We start from the raw sequence: 17,162 nt of genomic DNA, 5'->3' as shown, positions 1-17,162 counted from the left end.
CGCGCGCGATGAGCGCGCCCGCGAGCAGCTCGACGTCGACGGCGTCGCCATGGTGCGGCTGCTCGGCCCCCAGGACCGCCTGCTGTCGACGGTCGAGAAGCAGTACCCGCTCGTCGACGTGCACGTGCGCGGCAACCAGATCACCCTCGAGGGCGACCCCGCCCAGGTGGCGGCAGCGCGTCGACTCGTCGACGAGCTGCTCGTCATGGTGCGCGGTGGCCACGAGCTCGGCGAGGTCGAGGTCGCGAGCTCGGCGCGCATCCTCGAACAGGGCGCCGGCAGCCCCGCCGAGGTGCTCAGCCAGGCGATCCTGACGAGCCGCGGCAAGAGCATCCGTCCGAAGACGCTCGGGCAGAAGGCCTATGTCGACGCGATCGACCAGCACACGATCGTGTTCGGCATCGGCCCCGCCGGCACGGGCAAGACCTACCTCGCCATGGCGAAGGCCGTGCAGGCGCTCACGCGCAAAGAGGTCGACCGCATCATCCTCACGCGGCCGGCGGTCGAGGCGGGCGAGCGCCTGGGCTTCCTGCCCGGCACCCTCACCGACAAGATCGACCCGTACCTGCGCCCGCTCTACGACGCGCTCAACGAGATGATGGACCCGGAGCTCGTGCCGAAGCTGCTCGCGAGCGGCGTCGTCGAGGTCGCCCCGCTGGCCTACATGCGCGGCCGCACGCTCAACAACGCGTTCATCGTGCTCGATGAGGCGCAGAACACGAGCCCCGAGCAGATGAAGATGTTCCTCACGCGTCTCGGCTTCGGCTCGAAGATCGTCGTCACGGGCGACATCACGCAGATCGACCTGCCGACCGGCGCGAGCGGACTGCAGCTCGTCACGCGCGTGCTCGATGACATCGACGACATCCACTTCGCGCGTCTCACGTCGGAGGACGTCGTGCGGCACTCGCTCGTCGGGCGCATCGTGGATGCGTACACGAAGTACGACGCCGAGAAGCAGGCGCGGCAGTACGCGCGCGAGAACGGCCTGCCCGACCCCGTCGAGGGTGCCAACCGCGAGGAGCGTCGCCGCGGGCTGCCGCGCGACCGAGCGACCCGTCGCCCGCGACCCGGAGCGGGAGGCCGCTGAGCATGGCCGTCGAGATCAACAACGAGTCGGGCATCCCCGTCGAGGAGGACTCGCTGCAGCGCCTCGCGCTGCACGCCTTCGAGTTCCTCAACGTGCACCGCGACGCCGAGCTCGCGATCGTGCTCGTCGACGAGGCCGCGATCGAGCAGCTGCATGTGCAGTGGATGGACGAGCCCGGCCCCACCGACGTGCTGAGCTTCCCGATGGACGAGCTGCGGCCGGGCAGCGACGACGAGCCGACGCCCCCCGGGCTGCTCGGCGACATCGTGCTGTGCCCCCAGGTGGCGATTCAGCAGGCCGAGGCCGCCGGGCACTCCACGCAGGACGAGCTGCTGCTCCTGACCACTCACGGAATCCTGCACCTGCTGGGCTTCGACCACGCCGAGCCGGAGGAGGAGAAGGAGATGTTCGGCATCCAGCGCGACATCCTCGTGAGCTTCACCCTGGCCGAGCGGGGTCGTCGCCGATGACCGCGACGCTGCTGTTCTTCGTCGCCGCCGGCCTGCTCGTCGCGATCGGCGGCCTGCTCGCCTCGATCGACGCGGCGCTCGGTGTCGTCAGCCGGATCGAGCTCGTCGACATCGCCTCCGATCGCGCTCGGCCCGCGCGCCTGCACGCCGTCGCCGCCGATGTCGGCGCGCACGTCAACGCCCTCAACTTCCTCCGCATCGTCGCCGAGACGATCGCCGCCGTGCTCGTCACGATCGGCTTCGCCACGCTCATCGACGAGTGGTGGTGGGTGCTGCTCATCAGCGCCGGCATCATGATCGGCGTCTCGTTCATCCTCGTCGGGTCGAGCCCGCGCTCGGTCGGCCGCGCGCACCCGCGCGCGATGCTCGGCACCTTCGACTGGCTCATCCGCGGCGTGCGCCTGCTCACGGGCCCGCTCGCCGACGCGCTCGTCGTGCTCGGCAACCGCGTCACGCCCGGGCGCCCGTCGAGCGCGAGCTTCTCGAGCGAGGAGCAGCTGCTCAACATGGTCGACGAGGCCACCGAGCTCGACGTGCTCGAAGAGGAGGATCGCGAGCTCATCCACTCGATCTTCGAGTTCAACGACACGATCGTGCGCGAGGTCATGGTGCCGCGCACCGACATGATCGTGCTCGAGCAGGGCGCCACCGTCGCCGAGGCGATGTCCTTGTTCCTCAGCCGCGGCGTCTCGCGCGTGCCCGTCGTCGGCGAGAGCGCCGATGAGGTGCTGGGCGTGGTGTACCTGCGCGACGCATCCCGCCTCACGTTCGAAAAGCCGAAGCAGGCGGCCACCGCGCTCGTCGACGAGCTCGTGAAGCCCGCCCTGTTCCTGCCAGAGTCGAAGAAGGCCGACGACGCCCTGCGGCAGCTGCAGCTGGAGTCGAACCACCTCGCGCTCGTCGTCGACGAGTACGGCGGTATCGCGGGTCTCGTCACCATGGAGGACCTCATCGAGGAGCTCGTGGGCGAGATCGTCGACGAGTACGACCGTGAATCGGCCGACAGCGAGCGGCTGGGCGAGAACCAGTTCCGGGTGAGCGCGCGCATGCCCATCGACGAGCTCGGCGACCTGTTCGGCATCGAGCTCGACGACGACGAGGTCGACTCGGTCGGCGGCCTGCTCGCGAAGCACCTCGGGCGCCTGCCCGTCGCCGGGTCGACCGTCACGATCGACGGTCTGCACCTCACCGCCGAGCGCACCGAGGGCCGTCGTAAGCGCGTCGTCACGGTGCTCGTCGAGGCCGATCAGGCGCTCCTGGATGCCCGCATCGCCTTCGCGGGCGACCGCGACCGGGAGGAGGCCGAGTGAGCGCCCGCAAGCCCCGCGGGGGCACGGCCGCGTCGCCCGAGCCCACGTTCCGGGCCGGATTCGTCACCTTCGTCGGCCGCCCCAACGTCGGCAAGTCGACTCTCACGAACGCGCTCGTCGGCGAGAAGGTCGCCATCACCAGCTCGAAGCCGCAGACCACGCGGCGGGCGATCCGCGGCATCGTGCACCGCGCATCCGGGCAGTTGATCGTCGTCGACACGCCCGGCATGCACCGCCCGCGCACCCTGCTCGGCGAGCGCCTCAACGCGGTCGTGCAGGACACCCTCGGCGACGTCGACGTGATCGGCTTCTGCGTGCCCGCCAACGAGCCGATCGGGCCGGGCGACAAGTTCATCAACGAGCAGCTCGAGAGCTTCCCGCGCACGCGCAAGGTCGCGATCGTCACGAAGACCGACGCCGCGGGTGGCACCCGTGTCGCCGAGCAGCTGCTCGCGGTGTCGCAGCTGCGCGAGTGGGACCTCATCATCCCGCTCTCGGCCGTCACGGGAGACCAGGTCAACTTGCTCGCCGAGCAGCTCATCGCCCTCATGCCCGAGTCGCCCGCGCTCTACGACGACGATGCCGTGACCGACGAGTCGACCGATGACCGTGTCGCCGAGCTCATCCGCGAGGCAGCGCTCGAAGGTGTGAGCGACGAGCTGCCGCACTCGCTCGCCGTCACGGTCGACGAGATGACCGAGCGGTCGCCCGGCGGCGTGCTCGACATCTTCGCCAACGTCTGGGTCGAGCGCGACAGCCAGAAGGGCATCATCATCGGGCACAAGGGGTCGCGCCTGACCGAGGTCGGCACACGCGCGCGCCTCGAGATCGAGCAGCTCATGGGCCGCCGCGTCTTCCTCAAGCTGCACGTCAAGGTTGCGAAAGAGTGGCAGCGCGACCCCAAGCAGCTCGGCAAGCTCGGGTTCTAGGGCCGCGCAGCGCAGCTCAGCGGCGCGGTAGCAGCCCGTGGTCGTGGGCGTAGAGCACCACCTGCACGCGGTCGCGCAGGCCGAGCTTGGCGAGAATCCTGCCGACGTGCGACTTCACGGTCGCCTCGGCCACGAACTCGCGCGCCGCGATCTCGGCATTGCTGAGGCCCTCGGCGACGGCGGTGAAGATCTCGCGCTCGCGCTTGCTGAGCGAGGGCAGCGCCGCGTCGTGCGCCGCGGAGAGGTCGGCGGGTGACTGCGTGCGGAGAGCATCCGGAGCGGTACCGACGTGCGCGAGCAGGTCGCTGATCGCGCCGGGCGCGACGACGGCGTGGCCACCGTGCACCGCGCGGATGGCGGCGAGCAGGAACTCGGGCTCGGCGTCCTTCAGCAGGAAGCCGCTCGCGCCCGCGCGGATCGCCCGCAGCGCCGCGTCGTCGAGGTCGAAGGTCGTGAGCACGATGATGCGCGGCGGTGTGCGCCCCGCCTCGGTGGCTGATCGCAGGATGCCCGCCGTGCCCGCGATGCCGTCGGCGCGCGGCATCCGGATGTCCATGAGCACGACGTCGGGCAGCGCCTCGCCGGCGGCGACGACGGCCTCGCCGCCGTCGCCGGCCTCGCCGACGACGGCGAGGTCGGGCTGCGAGTCGATGAGCATGCGCACCCCGCGCCGGAACAGCGGCTGGTCGTCGACGAGCAGCACGCGGATCGGGCTCACGGCGTGCCCCACGGCAGCGCGGCGGGGTCGAGCGGCCGGCGCGGCACCGTGACGAGGCTCACGAGCACGACCAGCGGCGGGGGAGCGGCGGGCGCGGTCACGCCGGGACTCCCGCGTTGATGAGCTCCTCGGTCGGCGCGGGCTCAGCCGGCACCTCCGTGCGCGCCTCGAGCGGCAGGCGCGCCCGCACGCGGAACACCGCGCCCTCGTGCACGCTCAGCTCGCCACCGGCGAGGGATGCGCGCTCGCGCATCCCGTCGATGCCGTGCCCGCGATCGCTCTCGGTAGCCGCACCACTCGCGGTGTTCGTCACCACGAGGTCGACGGCCTGTTCACCCCACTCGAGCTCGAGGGTCGCGGCCCCGTCGCCATGCCGCAGCGCGTTCGTGAGCGACTCCTGCACGATGCGGTAGAGCGCGAGCTCGCGCGACTCGGTCAGGCGCCCGCGGTCGCCGAACTCCCGCACCTCGAGTGCGAGGCCGGAGTCGCGCATCGCGCCGAGCAGCGCGTCGAGGTCGGCGAGCCCCGGCTGCGGCCCGGCCTCCTGCGTGTGCCGCAGCTCGGTGAGCAGCACGCGCACGTCGGCGAGGGCATCCCGCGCGGTCTGCGCGATCGTCTCGAAGGCGTCGGCCGCCGCGGGGGAGTCGCCCGCCGTCGCGTACCGTGCCCCATCGGCCTGCGCGATGACGACCGTGAGCGAGTGGGCGACGATGTCGTGCACGTCGCGCGCGACCCGCGTGCGCTCGGCCTCGAGGTCGGCGCGCGTGAGGGCCGCGTCGCGCTGCGTGCTGACGGTCGCGACGGTCGCGCTCAGCTGGCGCCGATTCCGGATGCTGCGCACGAGCTCGCCGAGCACCCACGGCAGCAGCGCAACTAGCGCCGACGCTAGAAGCCACAGTCCCTGGTTCACCACGAACCCGATTCCAGCCGTGTAGTTGGCTCCGACGAAAGCGACGATCGTTACGACGACTGTCGCAGCTGCAAATGCGGAGAGTGCCAGGCCGACCAGCCGAATTGCCGGGGAACCGTAGGCAGCGGTGCCGAAGAGAACGAGAGCCGCCGCGAGGAATGCGAAGCCATTGTTCGGTCCTGCGCCGACCAGGAACGTCAAAACGAACGCAAGGCCTCCCGTGACGAGCGCGATGACCGCCAGCGCTGGGCGCACCCTGTGCGTGATCACCGCAAAGCCAAAAGCGGCCGCAAGGATCGCGTTGAGCGTGCCCAGCACCACCCCGCCCCACCACTGCTGATTGAGCAGAATGGCGAGCGCGAGCCACGCGCCGAGCGCTATCTCGACGGGAAAGAGGATGCGCGCACGGCGCTCGGGCGTGAACCACGTGATGAGTCGATCGAACATGTCCGCCACGGTACGGGCCGCGCGGCCCGCATCCGAGCGAAACTCGCGCGGCTCACCCGAGCGGATGACCCTTTTCATCCGAAAGGCTGACGGCACAGCATCCCGAACCGCATTCGCGTGTGCGCAGAACGCGGGTGTACCCTGAAAGCGTGTTCGGCCAGCTCCTTCTTCGCTGCCGCGACGAGGCTTAGACCCGTAGCCTTCCTCGTCGCGGAGTTCGTCGTCGGCTGACAACCCCACAACGACCAGCAGGAGCACCTCATGCAGAACCGTCAGCAGCCCTCGGGCATGCCGATCCACAAGTACCAGCCGTACCACGAGCAGCTCGCGATCGATCTGCCCGACCGCACCTGGCCCGCGCAGCGCATCACGCAGGCGCCCCGCTGGTGCGCGGTCGACCTGCGCGACGGCAACCAGGCCCTCATCGACCCGATGAGCCCTGAGCGCAAGCGCATCATGTTCGACCTGCTCGTGCGCATGGGCTTCAAGGAGATCGAGGTCGGGTTCCCGAGCGCGAGCCAGACCGACTTCGACTTCGTGCGCAGCCTCATCGAGCAGGACCTGATTCCCGACGACGTCACCATCCAGGTGCTGACGCAGGCGCGCGAGCACCTCATCGCCCGCACCTACGAATCCATCAAGGGCGCCAAGCGCGCGATCGTGCACTTCTACAACTCGACGAGCGTGCTGCAGCGCGAGGTCGTGTTTCGCACCGACGTCGAGGGTGTGAAGGAGATCGCGCTGCAGGGCGCGCGCTGGTGCCAGCAGTACGAGGCGACCGTGCCGGGCACCGAGATCTTCTACGAGTACAGCCCCGAGAGCTACACGGGCACCGAGCTCGAGACGGCGCTCGACATCTGCAACGCGGTCATCGAGCAGATCGCGCCGACGCCCGACCGCAAGATCATCATCAACCTGCCGGCCACGGTCGAGATGGCCTCGCCCAACGTGTACGCCGACTCGATCGAGTGGATGCACCGTCACCTCGCCCGACGCGACTCGGTCATCCTGAGCCTGCACCCGCACAACGACCGCGGCACGGCCGTCGCCGCCGCCGAGCTCGGCTACATGGCGGGCGCCGACCGCATCGAGGGCTGCCTTTTCGGCAACGGCGAGCGCACCGGCAACGTCGACCTCGTCGCGCTCGGCATCAACCTGTTCACGCAGGGCATCGACCCGCACCTCGACTTCAGCGACCTCGACGAGATCAAGCGCACCGCCGAGTACTGCAACCAGTTGAAGGTGCACGAGCGCAGCCCCTGGGCCGGCGACCTCGTCTACACGGCCTTCAGCGGCAGCCACCAGGACGCCATCAAGAAGGGCTTCGAGGCGATGGATGCCCGGGCCGCTGCTTCTGGCGTGAGCGTCGACGACCTCGTCTGGGGGGTTCCGTACCTGCCCGTCGACCCGAAAGACCTCGGCCGCACGTACGAGGCCGTCATCCGCGTCAACTCGCAGTCGGGCAAGGGCGGAGTCGCCTACCTGCTCAAGACCGACCACGCGCTCGACCTTCCGCGCAAGCTGCAGATCGAGTTCAGCGGCGTCGTGCAGGCCAAGACCGACGCCGAGGGCGGCGAGGTGACGAGCGAGCAGATCTGGGAGATCTTCCAGGACGAGTACCTGCCCTCGCCCGACCCCGACGCCAAGTGGGGCCGCTTCGAGCTGCTCTCGACGCGCACCGCGAGCGACATGACGGGAACGGTGTCGCTGAGCGCGACCCTGCGCGACGGAGACGAGATCTCCGCCGTCGAGTCGACCGGCAACGGTCCGGTCGCAGCGTTCCTCAGCATGATGGAGCGCCAGGGCATCGCGATCCGGCTCTTCGACTACGTCGAGCACGCCCTCAGTGCCGGTGGTGACGCCCACGCGGCGGCCTACGTCGAGCTCGAGGTCAACGGCCGCACGCTCTGGGGTGTCGGCATCGACCCCGACATCTCGACCGCGTCGCTCAAGGCCGTCGTCTCTGCGGTCAACCGGGCGATCCGGCTCGAGACCCCCGACCGCGAGCTCGTCAGCGCGTAGGGCCGGAGCCGCACGGCGGGCACCCGAGGTGCCCGCCGCATCCGTCGCGATCTCCACAATTCAGGAGACTCGGCATCAAGAAAAAGCCCTGCGCCCGTGTTCAGGCGTGTCGCGGCTCCTTCCTGTCGCGATCTCCTGAATTGTGGAGACGCCGATGGTGGGCGTGGGCTACGGGTAGCGCGCTCTACTCGACGAGCTCGGCTGCGGGGGATTCGGCGGGGGCGAGCGGCTGCGGCTCAGTATCCCGTTTCCAGGGTTGCGTGACTGCGAGCCAGAGCGCGACCGCGACGCCCGCGTAGATCAGGTAGCCGGTGACCCAGGTGGCGAGCGCGGCTTCGACGCCCGCCCACGCGAACGGCATCGGCATGAGCACCAGGAAGAACGACAGCAGACCGACGGCGTAGAGGCCCGCCCACAGAGGCTTCGACCACAGCCAGACCTCATGGCCCGTGAGCCCGCGCGCGGGCACGAGCGCGACCGGCAAGGCCGCGATGCCTGCCATCGTCATGGCCGCCAGAGCTTCGCGCAGCAGCACGAGGCCGAGCGGGGGAAGCCCGTCGGTGCTCGCTGCAGCGGCATCGAGCACGGCGGGCTCGAGGGCCGCGTAGGTGACCCACGCGAGGAGGGCGAGGCCGTAGCCCCAGCCGAGGCTTGCGAGCGCGACTCGCACGCGCGCGGCGGTCGCGAGGGTTGCGCCGACCGCGACTCCGGCGACGAGGCCGAACACGATGCCGGGCTCGAACCCGGTGAGGCGGGTGACGATCACGGCACCGAGCACGATCAGCAGCGTCGCGGGGCGAACGTCGAGGCGAGCATCCACGCCGGCGATGAGGCGTGGCAGCAGGACCAGCATCGCGACCCAGCCGAGCAGCACCTCGAGGGTGAAGCCCAGCACGATCGACAGCAGCACGCGTGGAGTGCTCGCACCAGCGCCGAAGTCGGGATCGACGAATCCGCTCATGATGGCGGCGACCAGCAGGGTCGCGACGGCGAGCGGCAGTCCGCGCTTCGCCGTGGATGCTCGAGCCCACCACGCACGCGCCTTCTCGCCGGTCTGGCGCAGGCCAGTGGGCAGTCCGCTGCCGAGCGCCGCGCGCCGGGCAGCGATGCTTGCACGCCACGCCGCAACCTTCCCGGCGCCGGTGCTCGACGCGCTGTTGAGCAGCGCAGTCGGCAGCGCGAGCAGAATCACGAGCACGAGAGTCAGCAGCACTGCGGTGATGACCTGCTGCGGCGCGAGGGTGTCGGCGGGCGTGTGTAGCTCGCTGAACACGCTGGGCGTGCTCGGTGCGACCGGGGCGTCGACCGGAATGGCGACGTCGACAGCTCGCGACTCGGGGCACACCGCCTCGTCGAGCACGCACGGGTCGCCGCTCACGCGGGTGGCGTCGAGCACCAGGTCGCTGCCCCAGCGCGTCACGCGTCGAGTATCGCTGCACTCGATCCAGTCGCTCGGTGCTTCTCGCCCGGTGGCGGTCAGTGCTTCGGCGGTGAGCGTCGCGATCCCCTCGGTCTGGTTCTCGTAGTAGTCGGGCGAGTCGTCCGCAGCGCACGGAGTGCCTGATGCGGGCTGCGACCAGGAGACGACGATCGCCGAGTCGACGATCGTGCCCTCGGTGACGAGTCGAAGCCAGTAGGGAACGCCCTCGAACGTGCACGCGAAGTCGACACAGGTGACGGTGATGGTCACCGAGTCGGTGAGCGAGTCTTGCGTCTCACCATCGATCGAGAAGGAATCGCGCGCCGATGTGCCCTCGAAGACGAGTTGCCCGGTTCCGTGCACCGAGGACCCGGCCTCGGAGGGCTCTGCCGGGTCGGGGTCGAGCCCCGATGCGAGCGCCCACGCCGACGGAACCATCAGGCCGGCACCGATCATCGACGTCCCGAGCACGCTCAGCGCGACCCGCAGGGCGGCGCGACGACGAAACTCTGCCCGTTGGCGCACGGTGCCTCCTTGAGCGGATTTCGGGTCTCCGCTGCGCTGATGGTAGCCCTGGCGCCAGCATCGGGGCTACTGTCGGGCGGTCGTCACGGCCCAGTCGGCGAAGCGGATGCCCGGCCCGGGCACCCCGGTCGTGTGCAGCCCTGCACGGTAGGCGCCGACGAGCTTGCCGGGCGCGTGCCACTCGACGACCCGTGGCTCGGCGGCCTCGGGTGCCGAGCCACGCGCCACGAGCCATTGCCGGGCGAGCTCGGCCATCGGCAGCACCGCACGCCCGCCGAGGTCGTCGACGCGCCCGTCCGCCGGCGCCGCGCCGACGAGCGACACGAGCCGGTCGGCGACCGCCGCGGTGCTGATCGGCTGGAACGGCACGTCGAGCGCGATGACCCGGGGCAGCCGTCGCTGCGCGCGAAAGGCCCCCGCCACGAAGTCGTGGAACTGCGTCGCGCGCAGGATCGTGAACGGCACGCCCGACCCGGCGACGAGCTCTTCGCACGCGAGCTTCGAGCGGTAGTACCCGAGCGGCACGGCGTCGACGCCGACGATCGACAGGTACACGAGGTGCTGCACGCCCGCGGAACGGGCGGCCTGCAGGAGGTGCTGGGTTGCGCGAGCATCCGACCGCCGGTTGGTCGCGAGGTGCAGCACGGTGTCGACGCCCGCGAGCGCCTCGGGTACGCCGGCACCCGACTGGAGGTCGGCGACGACGTGGGCGGGGCCTGGGCGGCGGCTCAGGATGCGCGGCTCGATCCCGCCCGCGCGCAGCGCCTCGACGGTGGGGCGGCCCAGGGTTCCGGTGCCGCCGGTGATCAGCAGGGTCATGGTGCTCCTCTCGTGGGCGCGCGCATCGCGCCCTCTCAGAGTCGACCGGGCGGGCCGTCGATCTGTGACAGAGCGGCGGCTGCGAAGCGCGCGAGCTTGTCGGGCGCCCGCACGATGAGCACCCCGCGCACCCCCTCGTCGCCGATGTCGAGCGCCCACAGCGCGACGGGCTCGACGCCCTCCGGCCCCTCCGCGATGGCGAGGAAGGCGGTCTCGCCGTTCGCCTGCACCGGGATGCTGCGCACACCCTGCCCGAACTTCTCGAGCACGCCCAGCACGAAGCGCGCGACCTGCTCGGCGCCGTGCACGGGCCGGCGCGCGGCGCTCACGACTCCACCGCCGTCGCTGATCGCCACGGCGTCGTCGACGAGCACGGCTTCGAGCGCGGCCAGGTCGCCGCCTTGGGCGGCCGCGACAAAGGCCGCGAGCAGCTGGCCCCGCTGGGCCTCATCGACCCGTTGCCGCCGCTGGCCCTCGAGGGCCCGGCGCCCGCGCGAGACGAGCTGCCGCGCGGCGGCCTCGCTCGTGCCGAGCACCTCGGCGAGGCACGCGTAGTCGTACGCGAACGCCTCGCGCAGCACGAGCGCGGCGCGCTCGGGCCCGCTCAGCCGCTCGAGCAGCAGCAGGGTCGCGAGGTCGAGGTCCTCGGCCGTCTCGGCACCGAGAGCGGGGTCGGCCCGCGTGTCGACGGGTTCGGGCAGCCACGGGCCGACGTACTGCTCGCGGCGCACGCGCGCCGAGTCGAGCGCGGTGAGGGCGAGCCGGGTGACCATGGTGGTCAAGTAGGCATCCGGGTTGGCGATGCCCGGTCCCGCGACGGCCGCCCACTTCGGCCACGCATCCTGAACGACGTCCTCCGCCTCGGCCCAGGATCCGAGCAGCCGGTAGGCGAGGCCGGTCAGCCGGGGCCGCGCCGCCTCGAACGCGGACACCGCCGTCGCCGTCACTGTCTCACCCGCGCCGCTGGCTCGCGCCGGGGATGGGGGAGCGGCGACGCGCCCGCGGCTCGGAGCCGACGATGGGGATTGACGAGGTCGTCGGGTGCAGGTGGATCACCCCGGTGGCCGTCGTCACCGTGCGCCCGCGCTCAGCCGCGGCATCCTCGTCGCGCCGGGCGCGCTTCGGCAGGGCGGGCAACTTCGGCAGGCGAGTGATCGCGCGCTGCTCGGGCAGGCTCCAGCCGAACAGCACGGAGGCGACGCGCACCCCGAACGTGATCGCGACCCCGATGGCGCCGGCGAGCAGCACGTCGACGTCGAGCGCGAGCAGCACGGCGATCGTGCCCGAGCCGGCGGCCGCGGCGACGGCGTAGAGCGACCCGACGTGCATGAGGGCGATCGGCAGGTTCAGCAGCAGGTCGCGCAAGATCGACCCGCCGACGGCGGCGAGCACGCCGACGAACACGGCCGCGACCTCCGGCAGGCCGAGCGCGAGCGCCTTGGTCGTGCCGATCGCGCCGAAGAGGCCGATCGTGAGGGCATCCAGCACGGTGATGAAGCGATTGAGGCGCCGGAACACCCGCTCGAGCAGCATGCCGAGCAGGGCCGCGCCCGTGGCGACGACGACGTACCAGTTCGACTGCAGGGGCGCGAGCGGCACATCGAGCAGCAGGTCGCGCAGCAGACCGCCGCCGAAGCCGACGACGATGCCGATGATCGCGACGCCGAGCCAGTCGAGCCGGCGGTCGCGGAACTGCGCCGCGAAGAGCGCGCCCTGCAGTGCGCCGATGCCGACGGCGAGCAGGTCGACCCAGAGGGGGATCACGAAGAGGTCGTCCACAGGCCCATTCTGGTGGGTGGATGCTCGGCTCGCGCGCCGCGGAACCCTCGTGTTCGTGTCACGCACACCCGAAGTGCTAGACTCTGTTCAGGTCAGCATGACTGTTACACGGGGTTGCGAGCGGAAGGAGCATCCATGACCACGACGATCGGCCTGGGGCTCGCCGTCTCGACCGTCATCTTCGCGCTGCGGGCCGACGCGACCGGCGCGCCGAGCGTCTGGCTGCCGCTCGTGCGCCGCACGCGCGACCCCTACCTCGACCGCTGGGCGCTGCCCGGCGGCATGGTGCGCGTCGACGAGAGCCTCGAGGGCGCGGCGCGCCGCAACCTCGGCGAGACGACGCGCCTCGAGCCCACCTACCTCGAGCAGCTCTACGCCTTCGGCGACGTCGACCGCTCGCCCGACCAGCGCTTGGTCTCGATCGTCTACTGGGCGCTCGTGCGTCCCGACGAGGCCGAGCGGGTAACCCTCGGCGAGAACGTGCGGTGGTTCGCCGCCGACGAGCTGCCCGACCTCGCCTTCGACCACAACCTCATCGTCGACTACGCCCTCTGGCGCCTGCGCACGAAGATGGAGTACTCCCGCATCGCCCACGCCTTCCTCGGCCCGCGGTTCACCCTCGCCGAGCTGCGCGAGGTGTATGAGGCCGTGCTGCGCAAGCCTCTCGATCCCGCGAACTTCCGGCGCCAGATGGAGACGAGCGGCGTCATCGAGCCCACGGGCGAGGTCGTCACGGGCGGCCGCCACCGCCCTCCGCGCCTCTACCGCTACACCGGCGCCGTCGACCTGGTCGACGCCGGCCCCCTGAGCCGCCGCGCCACGGGCGCGGTCCGGCCCGACCTGAGGAACTCCGCATGACCGCCATCGACGCCTCCGTCGCCACGACCATCCGCCTGATCACGAACGGCCAGGCGCCGGGCGAGACCTGCACCCCCGAGCTCGACCAGGGCCCGTGGGCCTTCGACTCCGTGCCCGGCTACGGCCCCGGCTCGTCGATGCACGACGTCATCCCCACCGGGTCACCGCGCCAGGGCGCCCTGCCGCGGGAGTACCAAGACGCCTCGAACGACGAGCTGCACGCGCGCATCCGTGCCGCGAAAGAGGCGCTCGGCGACCGCCTCGTGATCCTCGGCCACTTCTACCAGCGCGACGAGGTCGTGCAGCACGCCGACTTCCTCGGCGACTCGTTCCAGCTCGCCAACGCCGCCCTCACGAAGCCCGACGCCGAGTACATCGTGTTCTGCGGCGTGCATTTCATGGCCGAGACGGCCGACATCCTTGCGCGCGATTCGCAGCGCGTCATCCTGCCGAATCTGGCCGCGGGATGCTCGATGGCCGATATGGCCGACATCGACTCGGTGCAAGCGGCGTGGGACGAGCTGCTCTCGGTCTACGGTTCGGAGCCCGACGCCGAGGGCCGCGCGCCGATCATCCCCGTGACGTACATGAACTCCTCCGCCGCGCTCAAGGCGTTCTGCGGCGCGAACGGCGGCATCGTGTGCACGTCCTCGAACGCCAAGACCGTGCTCGAGTGGGCCTTCGAGCGCGGGCAGCGCGTGCTGTTCTTCCCCGACCAGCACCTCGGTCGCAACACCGCCAAGGCCATGGGCGTGCCGCTCGAGCAGATGCCCATGTGGAACCCGCGCAAGCCGCTCGGCGGCTCGACCGCTCAGCAGTTGCTCGACGCCCGCGTCGTGCTGTGGCACGGCTTCTGCAGCGTGCACAAGCGCTTCACGGTCGGGCAGGTCGAGAAGGCGCGCGCAGAGCACCCCGGCGTGCGGGTCGTCGTGCACCCGGAATGCCCCATGGAGGTCGTGGATGCGGCCGACGAGGCGGGCTCGACCGATTACATCCGGCGCGCCGTCGCGGGCGCCACGTCGCCGACCACGTTCGCCATCGGCACCGAGGTCAACATGGTCAACCGGCTCGCGGCCGAATACCCGCAGCACACGATCTTCTGCCTCGACCCCGTCATCTGCCCGTGCTCGACGATGTACCGCATCCACCCCGGCTACCTCGCCTGGGTGCTCGAGGAGCTCGTGGCCGGCCGCGTCGTCAACGAGATCGTCGTCGACGCGGGCGTGCAAGCCGACGCCAAGCTCGCCCTCGAGCGCATGCTCGCCGCGAAGCCGCGGGACTGAGCCATGGCCCACATCCTCGTCATCGGCAGCGGCATGGCCGGCCTCGTGGCCGCGCTGCGCGCCGCGCGCCGACACGACGTCACGATCGTCACGAAAGACGTGCTCACGGCCGGCTCGACCGCCTGGGCGCAGGGCGGCATCGCGGCCGCCGTGTTCCCCGACGACTCGGCCGCGCTGCACGCGCACGACACGCTCATCGCCGGGGCCGGGCTGAGCGATCCCGCGGCCGTCGATATCCTCTGCACCGAGGGGCCCGCCCGGGTGCACGACCTCGTCGCCCTCGGGGTGGCCTTCGACCCGGCGGCGGGCGCCGTTGCGCCCTTCGACGACGTGAGCGGCTGGGCCCGCGGGCTCGAGGCCGCCCACTCCGTTGCGCGCGTGCTGCACGCGGGCGGAGATGCCACCGGGCGCGTGATCGAGACGGCTCTGGCCGCCGCGGTGCGCGAGGGGCGCATCCGGGCTCGAGAATTCGCTCGCGCGACCTCGCTCATCGTGCGCGACGGGGCGATCGCCGGGGCGGTCGTAGAGGGGCCTGATGGGGTCGAGCACGTCGCGGCCGATGCCGTCGTGCTCGCGACGGGCGGCAACGGGCGGCTCTACCGGCACACGACCAACCCGCCCGTGTCGACCGGTGATGGCGTGATCCTCGCCTACGCGGCGGGCGCGGCGATCGCCGACCTCGAGTTCGTGCAGTTCCACCCGACCGTGCTGGCCGGGGGAGGCCTCGTCTCCGAAGCCGTGCGCGGCGAGGGCGCGACGCTGCTCGACGCCGAGGGCCGCCGCTTCATGCTCGAGGTCGACCCGCGAGCCGAGCTCGCGCCGCGCGACATCGTGGCGCGCGCGATCGCCCGCCAGATGCGGGCGCAGGATGGCCAGCCGGTGCTGCTCGACGCGACGATGCTCGGCGCCGCCGTGCTCGCCGAGCGCTTCCCGACGATCGACGCGCTCGTGCGCGCGACCGGCGTCGACTGGGCGCGTCAGCCCGTGCCCGTCACGCCCGCCGCGCACTACGCGATGGGCGGCGCGCTCACCGACATGGATGGCCGCACGACGGTTCCCGGCCTGTTCGCTGTGGGCGAAACCGGGTCGACGGGCGTGCACGGTGCCAACCGCCTCGCCTCCAACTCGCTGCTCGAGGCCCTCGTCGTCGGGTGGCGCGCGGGTGACGCCGTCGGCCCCGCGGGCTCGGTGCCGGCGCTGCCCCTGCCCGCCCTCGCGGCCGCGCCGCCCGCCCCGGCCGCCGCGCGCGTCTCCACAATTCAGGAGTCGTTGCCGACCGATCAGCTCGACACCCCGGTGCCGGTGAGCCGTGCGATGGCACCCGATGCCCTGCTCGCCGGAGGAGTCCCTTGGACGGCCGACCGCATCCGCGACCGCGCTTGGCAGGCCCTCGGTCTCGAGCGCACGGGCGACGAAATGGCCGATTTTGCCCGAGAACTCGGGGATGCCCGGCCCGCCGACGACGAGGCCCGCTCGCTGCTGCCGCTCGCGCGCCTGACCGCCGCGGCCGCGCTCGCGCGCACCGAATCGCGCGGCGCCCACTGGCGCCACGACTTCCCGTCGACCGACCCCGCGCAGCGCGTGCGGCGTGTCGTCGTGCGCCCCGATGCCGATTCTCCTGAATTGTGGAGATCGGATGCTCGCACGGAGGTGCCGGCATGAGCGACGAGCTCAGCGGCGCGACCCTCGCGGCCGTCACGGCGATCGTCGATCGCGCGCTCGACGAGGATGCGCCCTGGGGCGACGCCACGAGCGAGGCCGCGATCCCCGCGGGCGCGACGGCCACCGCGCGCATCGTCAGCCGCGTCGACGGCGTGCTCGCCGGCGGCCTGGCGCTCGAACTCGCGTTCACGCGCGTCGATCCGACCCTTGTCGTCGAGCGGCACCTCGCCGACGGCGACCCGCTGACGCCGGGCGCGGTTGTTGCCACGATCACGGGCCCCGCGCGGGGAATCCTGCGCGGTGAGCGGGTCGCCCTCAACCTCGCGCAACGGCTGAGCGGCGTCGCGACCCTCACGCGCCGCTACGTCGACGCGGTCGCGGGCGCGGCCTCCGCATCCGGCGAACCGGTGCGCCTCGTCGACACGCGCAAGACCACGCCGGGGCTTCGCGTGCTCGAGAAGGCGGCCGTGCGCGCCGGCGGCGGCCACAACCACCGCTTCTCGCTGAGCGACGCCGTGATGCTAAAAGACAACCACCTCGCCGTGCTGATGGCGGAGGGACTCGATCTCACTCAAGCGATCCGCGCCGTGCGCTCGCGCATCCCGCACACCATGCACCTCGAGGTCGAGGTCGATCGGCTCGATCAGCTGCCCGCCGTGATCGCGGCCGACCCCGACACGATCATGCTCGACAACTTCGCGCTCGACGACCTGCGCGCGGGTGTCGCGCTCATCGCGGGCCGCGCGATCGTCGAGGCGAGCGGCGGCGTGAGCCTCGACAGCGTGCGCGCGATCGCCGAGACGGGTGTCGACGTCATCTCGGTCGGCGCGCTCACGCACAGCGCCCCGGCGCTCGACCTGGGGCTCGACATCGAGATCACTCCCGGATCGGGTGGCGATGCGGGCGGCGCGCGCTAGCGA

14 protein-coding genes and 1 pseudogene are annotated in these 17,162 nt (G+C 71.5%); 9 read left to right on the top strand and 6 right to left on the bottom strand.

Annotated elements, in window-relative coordinates; translation table 11 throughout:
- The first annotated feature begins 49 nt into the window (after positions 1 to 49).
- Genes NNL39_RS12750 through era form a run of 4 tightly spaced genes read left to right on the top strand, consistent with a single transcriptional unit; the run spans position 50 to position 3,799 of the window.
- Positions 50 to 1,090 (top strand): PhoH family protein, encoded by a 1,041-nt coding sequence (locus NNL39_RS12750; RefSeq protein ID WP_255160957.1) that lies wholly within the window; start codon positions 50 to 52, stop codon positions 1,088 to 1,090.
- A 2-nt stretch (positions 1,091 to 1,092) separates the two neighbouring features.
- Positions 1,093 to 1,560 (top strand): rRNA maturation RNase YbeY, encoded by a 468-nt coding sequence (ybeY, locus tag NNL39_RS12745; RefSeq protein WP_255159644.1) that lies wholly within the window; start codon positions 1,093 to 1,095, stop codon positions 1,558 to 1,560.
- Complete coding sequence (locus tag NNL39_RS12740) at positions 1,557 to 2,870, top strand: hemolysin family protein (protein WP_255159643.1); 1,314 nt, start codon at positions 1,557 to 1,559, stop codon at positions 2,868 to 2,870. Before ybeY ends, NNL39_RS12740 begins: the two co-directional genes overlap by 4 nt.
- The gene (era, locus tag NNL39_RS12735; protein WP_255159642.1) at positions 2,867 to 3,799 is read left to right on the top strand and encodes a GTPase Era; all 933 of its coding nucleotides are present in this window, start codon (positions 2,867 to 2,869) and stop codon (positions 3,797 to 3,799) included. The genes NNL39_RS12740 and era overlap by 4 nt, the downstream gene beginning before the upstream one ends.
- Before the next feature lie 16 nt (positions 3,800 to 3,815).
- Here era and NNL39_RS12730 read toward each other — a convergent pair whose 3' ends face one another.
- Together NNL39_RS12730 and NNL39_RS12725 are read right to left on the bottom strand one after the other, a co-directional pair.
- Positions 3,816 to 4,457 (bottom strand): LuxR C-terminal-related transcriptional regulator, encoded by a 642-nt coding sequence (locus tag NNL39_RS12730; protein ID WP_407665175.1) that lies wholly within the window; start codon positions 4,455 to 4,457, stop codon positions 3,816 to 3,818.
- Positions 4,458 to 4,614: 157 nt separating this feature from the next.
- Positions 4,615 to 5,874 (bottom strand): sensor histidine kinase, encoded by a 1,260-nt coding sequence (locus NNL39_RS12725; protein WP_255159640.1) that lies wholly within the window; start codon positions 5,872 to 5,874, stop codon positions 4,615 to 4,617.
- A gap of 261 nt (positions 5,875 to 6,135) precedes the next feature.
- Here NNL39_RS12725 and leuA point away from each other — a divergent pair, with 261 nt between their 5' ends.
- Positions 6,136 to 7,896: a 2-isopropylmalate synthase gene (leuA, locus tag NNL39_RS12720; protein ID WP_255159639.1), complete on the top strand. Its 1,761-nt coding sequence runs from the start codon at positions 6,136 to 6,138 to the stop codon at positions 7,894 to 7,896.
- A gap of 184 nt (positions 7,897 to 8,080) precedes the next feature.
- On the opposite strand, the gene NNL39_RS12715 is transcribed toward leuA, so the two are convergent.
- From NNL39_RS12715 to NNL39_RS12700, 4 genes and pseudogenes are all read right to left on the bottom strand, one after another.
- Positions 8,081 to 9,841: a hypothetical protein gene (locus NNL39_RS12715; protein WP_255159638.1), complete on the bottom strand. Its 1,761-nt coding sequence runs from the start codon at positions 9,839 to 9,841 to the stop codon at positions 8,081 to 8,083.
- 66 nt (positions 9,842 to 9,907) lie between these two features.
- Positions 9,908 to 10,660, bottom strand: a complete 753-nt coding sequence (locus NNL39_RS12710) for an SDR family oxidoreductase (RefSeq protein WP_255159637.1) — start codon at positions 10,658 to 10,660, stop codon at positions 9,908 to 9,910.
- Between the two features lie 35 nt (positions 10,661 to 10,695).
- A complete protein-coding gene (gene sigJ, locus NNL39_RS12705; protein ID WP_255159636.1) occupies positions 10,696 to 11,592 on the bottom strand; it encodes an RNA polymerase sigma factor SigJ in 897 nt (298 codons plus the stop codon).
- Positions 11,593 to 11,797: 205 nt separating this feature from the next.
- A pseudogene (locus tag NNL39_RS12700) lies at positions 11,798 to 12,439 on the bottom strand (trimeric intracellular cation channel family protein); the annotation flags it as partial.
- Positions 12,440 to 12,574: 135 nt separating this feature from the next.
- Between NNL39_RS12700 and NNL39_RS12695 the strand changes: the two are divergent.
- Genes NNL39_RS12695 through nadC form a run of 4 tightly spaced genes read left to right on the top strand, consistent with a single transcriptional unit; the run spans position 12,575 to position 17,159 of the window.
- Positions 12,575 to 13,297 carry an NUDIX hydrolase gene (locus NNL39_RS12695; protein WP_255159634.1) on the top strand — a complete coding sequence of 241 codons (723 nt, stop codon included), beginning with the start codon at positions 12,575 to 12,577 and terminating at the stop codon, positions 13,295 to 13,297.
- Positions 13,294 to 14,580 carry a quinolinate synthase NadA gene (nadA, locus tag NNL39_RS12690; RefSeq protein WP_255159633.1) on the top strand — a complete coding sequence of 429 codons (1,287 nt, stop codon included), beginning with the start codon at positions 13,294 to 13,296 and terminating at the stop codon, positions 14,578 to 14,580. The genes NNL39_RS12695 and nadA overlap by 4 nt, the downstream gene beginning before the upstream one ends.
- Positions 14,581 to 14,583: 3 nt before the next feature.
- Positions 14,584 to 16,242 (top strand): L-aspartate oxidase, encoded by a 1,659-nt coding sequence (nadB, locus tag NNL39_RS12685; RefSeq protein ID WP_255159632.1) that lies wholly within the window; start codon positions 14,584 to 14,586, stop codon positions 16,240 to 16,242.
- Positions 16,239 to 17,159: a carboxylating nicotinate-nucleotide diphosphorylase gene (gene nadC / locus NNL39_RS12680; RefSeq protein ID WP_255159631.1), complete on the top strand. Its 921-nt coding sequence runs from the start codon at positions 16,239 to 16,241 to the stop codon at positions 17,157 to 17,159. The genes nadB and nadC overlap by 4 nt, the downstream gene beginning before the upstream one ends.
- The last annotated feature ends 3 nt before the right edge of the window (positions 17,160 to 17,162 follow it).

The sequence above is a fragment of the Microcella humidisoli genome, from assembly GCF_024362325.1.
GTDB lineage: Bacteria > Actinomycetota > Actinomycetes > Actinomycetales > Microbacteriaceae > Microcella > Microcella humidisoli.
Note: the sequence above shows the minus strand (reverse complement) of the source record. Positions and strands in the feature narration are given on the sequence as shown.

Excerpts from the sequence above, each read along its gene's own strand:
- NNL39_RS12695 (WP_255159634.1), top strand. The coding sequence starts at position 12,575 with ATGACCACGACGATCGGCCTGGGGCTCGCCGTCTCGACCGTCATCTTC.
- nadC (WP_255159631.1), top strand. The coding sequence starts at position 16,239 with ATGAGCGACGAGCTCAGCGGCGCGACCCTCGCGGCCGTCACGGCGATC.
- nadB (WP_255159632.1), top strand. The coding sequence starts at position 14,584 with ATGGCCCACATCCTCGTCATCGGCAGCGGCATGGCCGGCCTCGTGGCC.
- NNL39_RS12740 (WP_255159643.1), top strand. The coding sequence starts at position 1,557 with ATGACCGCGACGCTGCTGTTCTTCGTCGCCGCCGGCCTGCTCGTCGCG.
- nadA (WP_255159633.1), top strand. The coding sequence starts at position 13,294 with ATGACCGCCATCGACGCCTCCGTCGCCACGACCATCCGCCTGATCACG.
- ybeY (WP_255159644.1), top strand. The coding sequence starts at position 1,093 with ATGGCCGTCGAGATCAACAACGAGTCGGGCATCCCCGTCGAGGAGGAC.
- NNL39_RS12750 (WP_255160957.1), top strand. The coding sequence starts at position 50 with ATGGTGCGGCTGCTCGGCCCCCAGGACCGCCTGCTGTCGACGGTCGAG.
- NNL39_RS12725 (WP_255159640.1), bottom strand. The coding sequence starts at position 5,874 with ATGTTCGATCGACTCATCACGTGGTTCACGCCCGAGCGCCGTGCGCGC.
- leuA (WP_255159639.1), top strand. The coding sequence starts at position 6,136 with ATGCAGAACCGTCAGCAGCCCTCGGGCATGCCGATCCACAAGTACCAG.
- NNL39_RS12710 (WP_255159637.1), bottom strand. The coding sequence starts at position 10,660 with ATGACCCTGCTGATCACCGGCGGCACCGGAACCCTGGGCCGCCCCACC.
- NNL39_RS12730 (WP_407665175.1), bottom strand. The coding sequence starts at position 4,457 with ATGCTCATCGACTCGCAGCCCGACCTCGCCGTCGTCGGCGAGGCCGGC.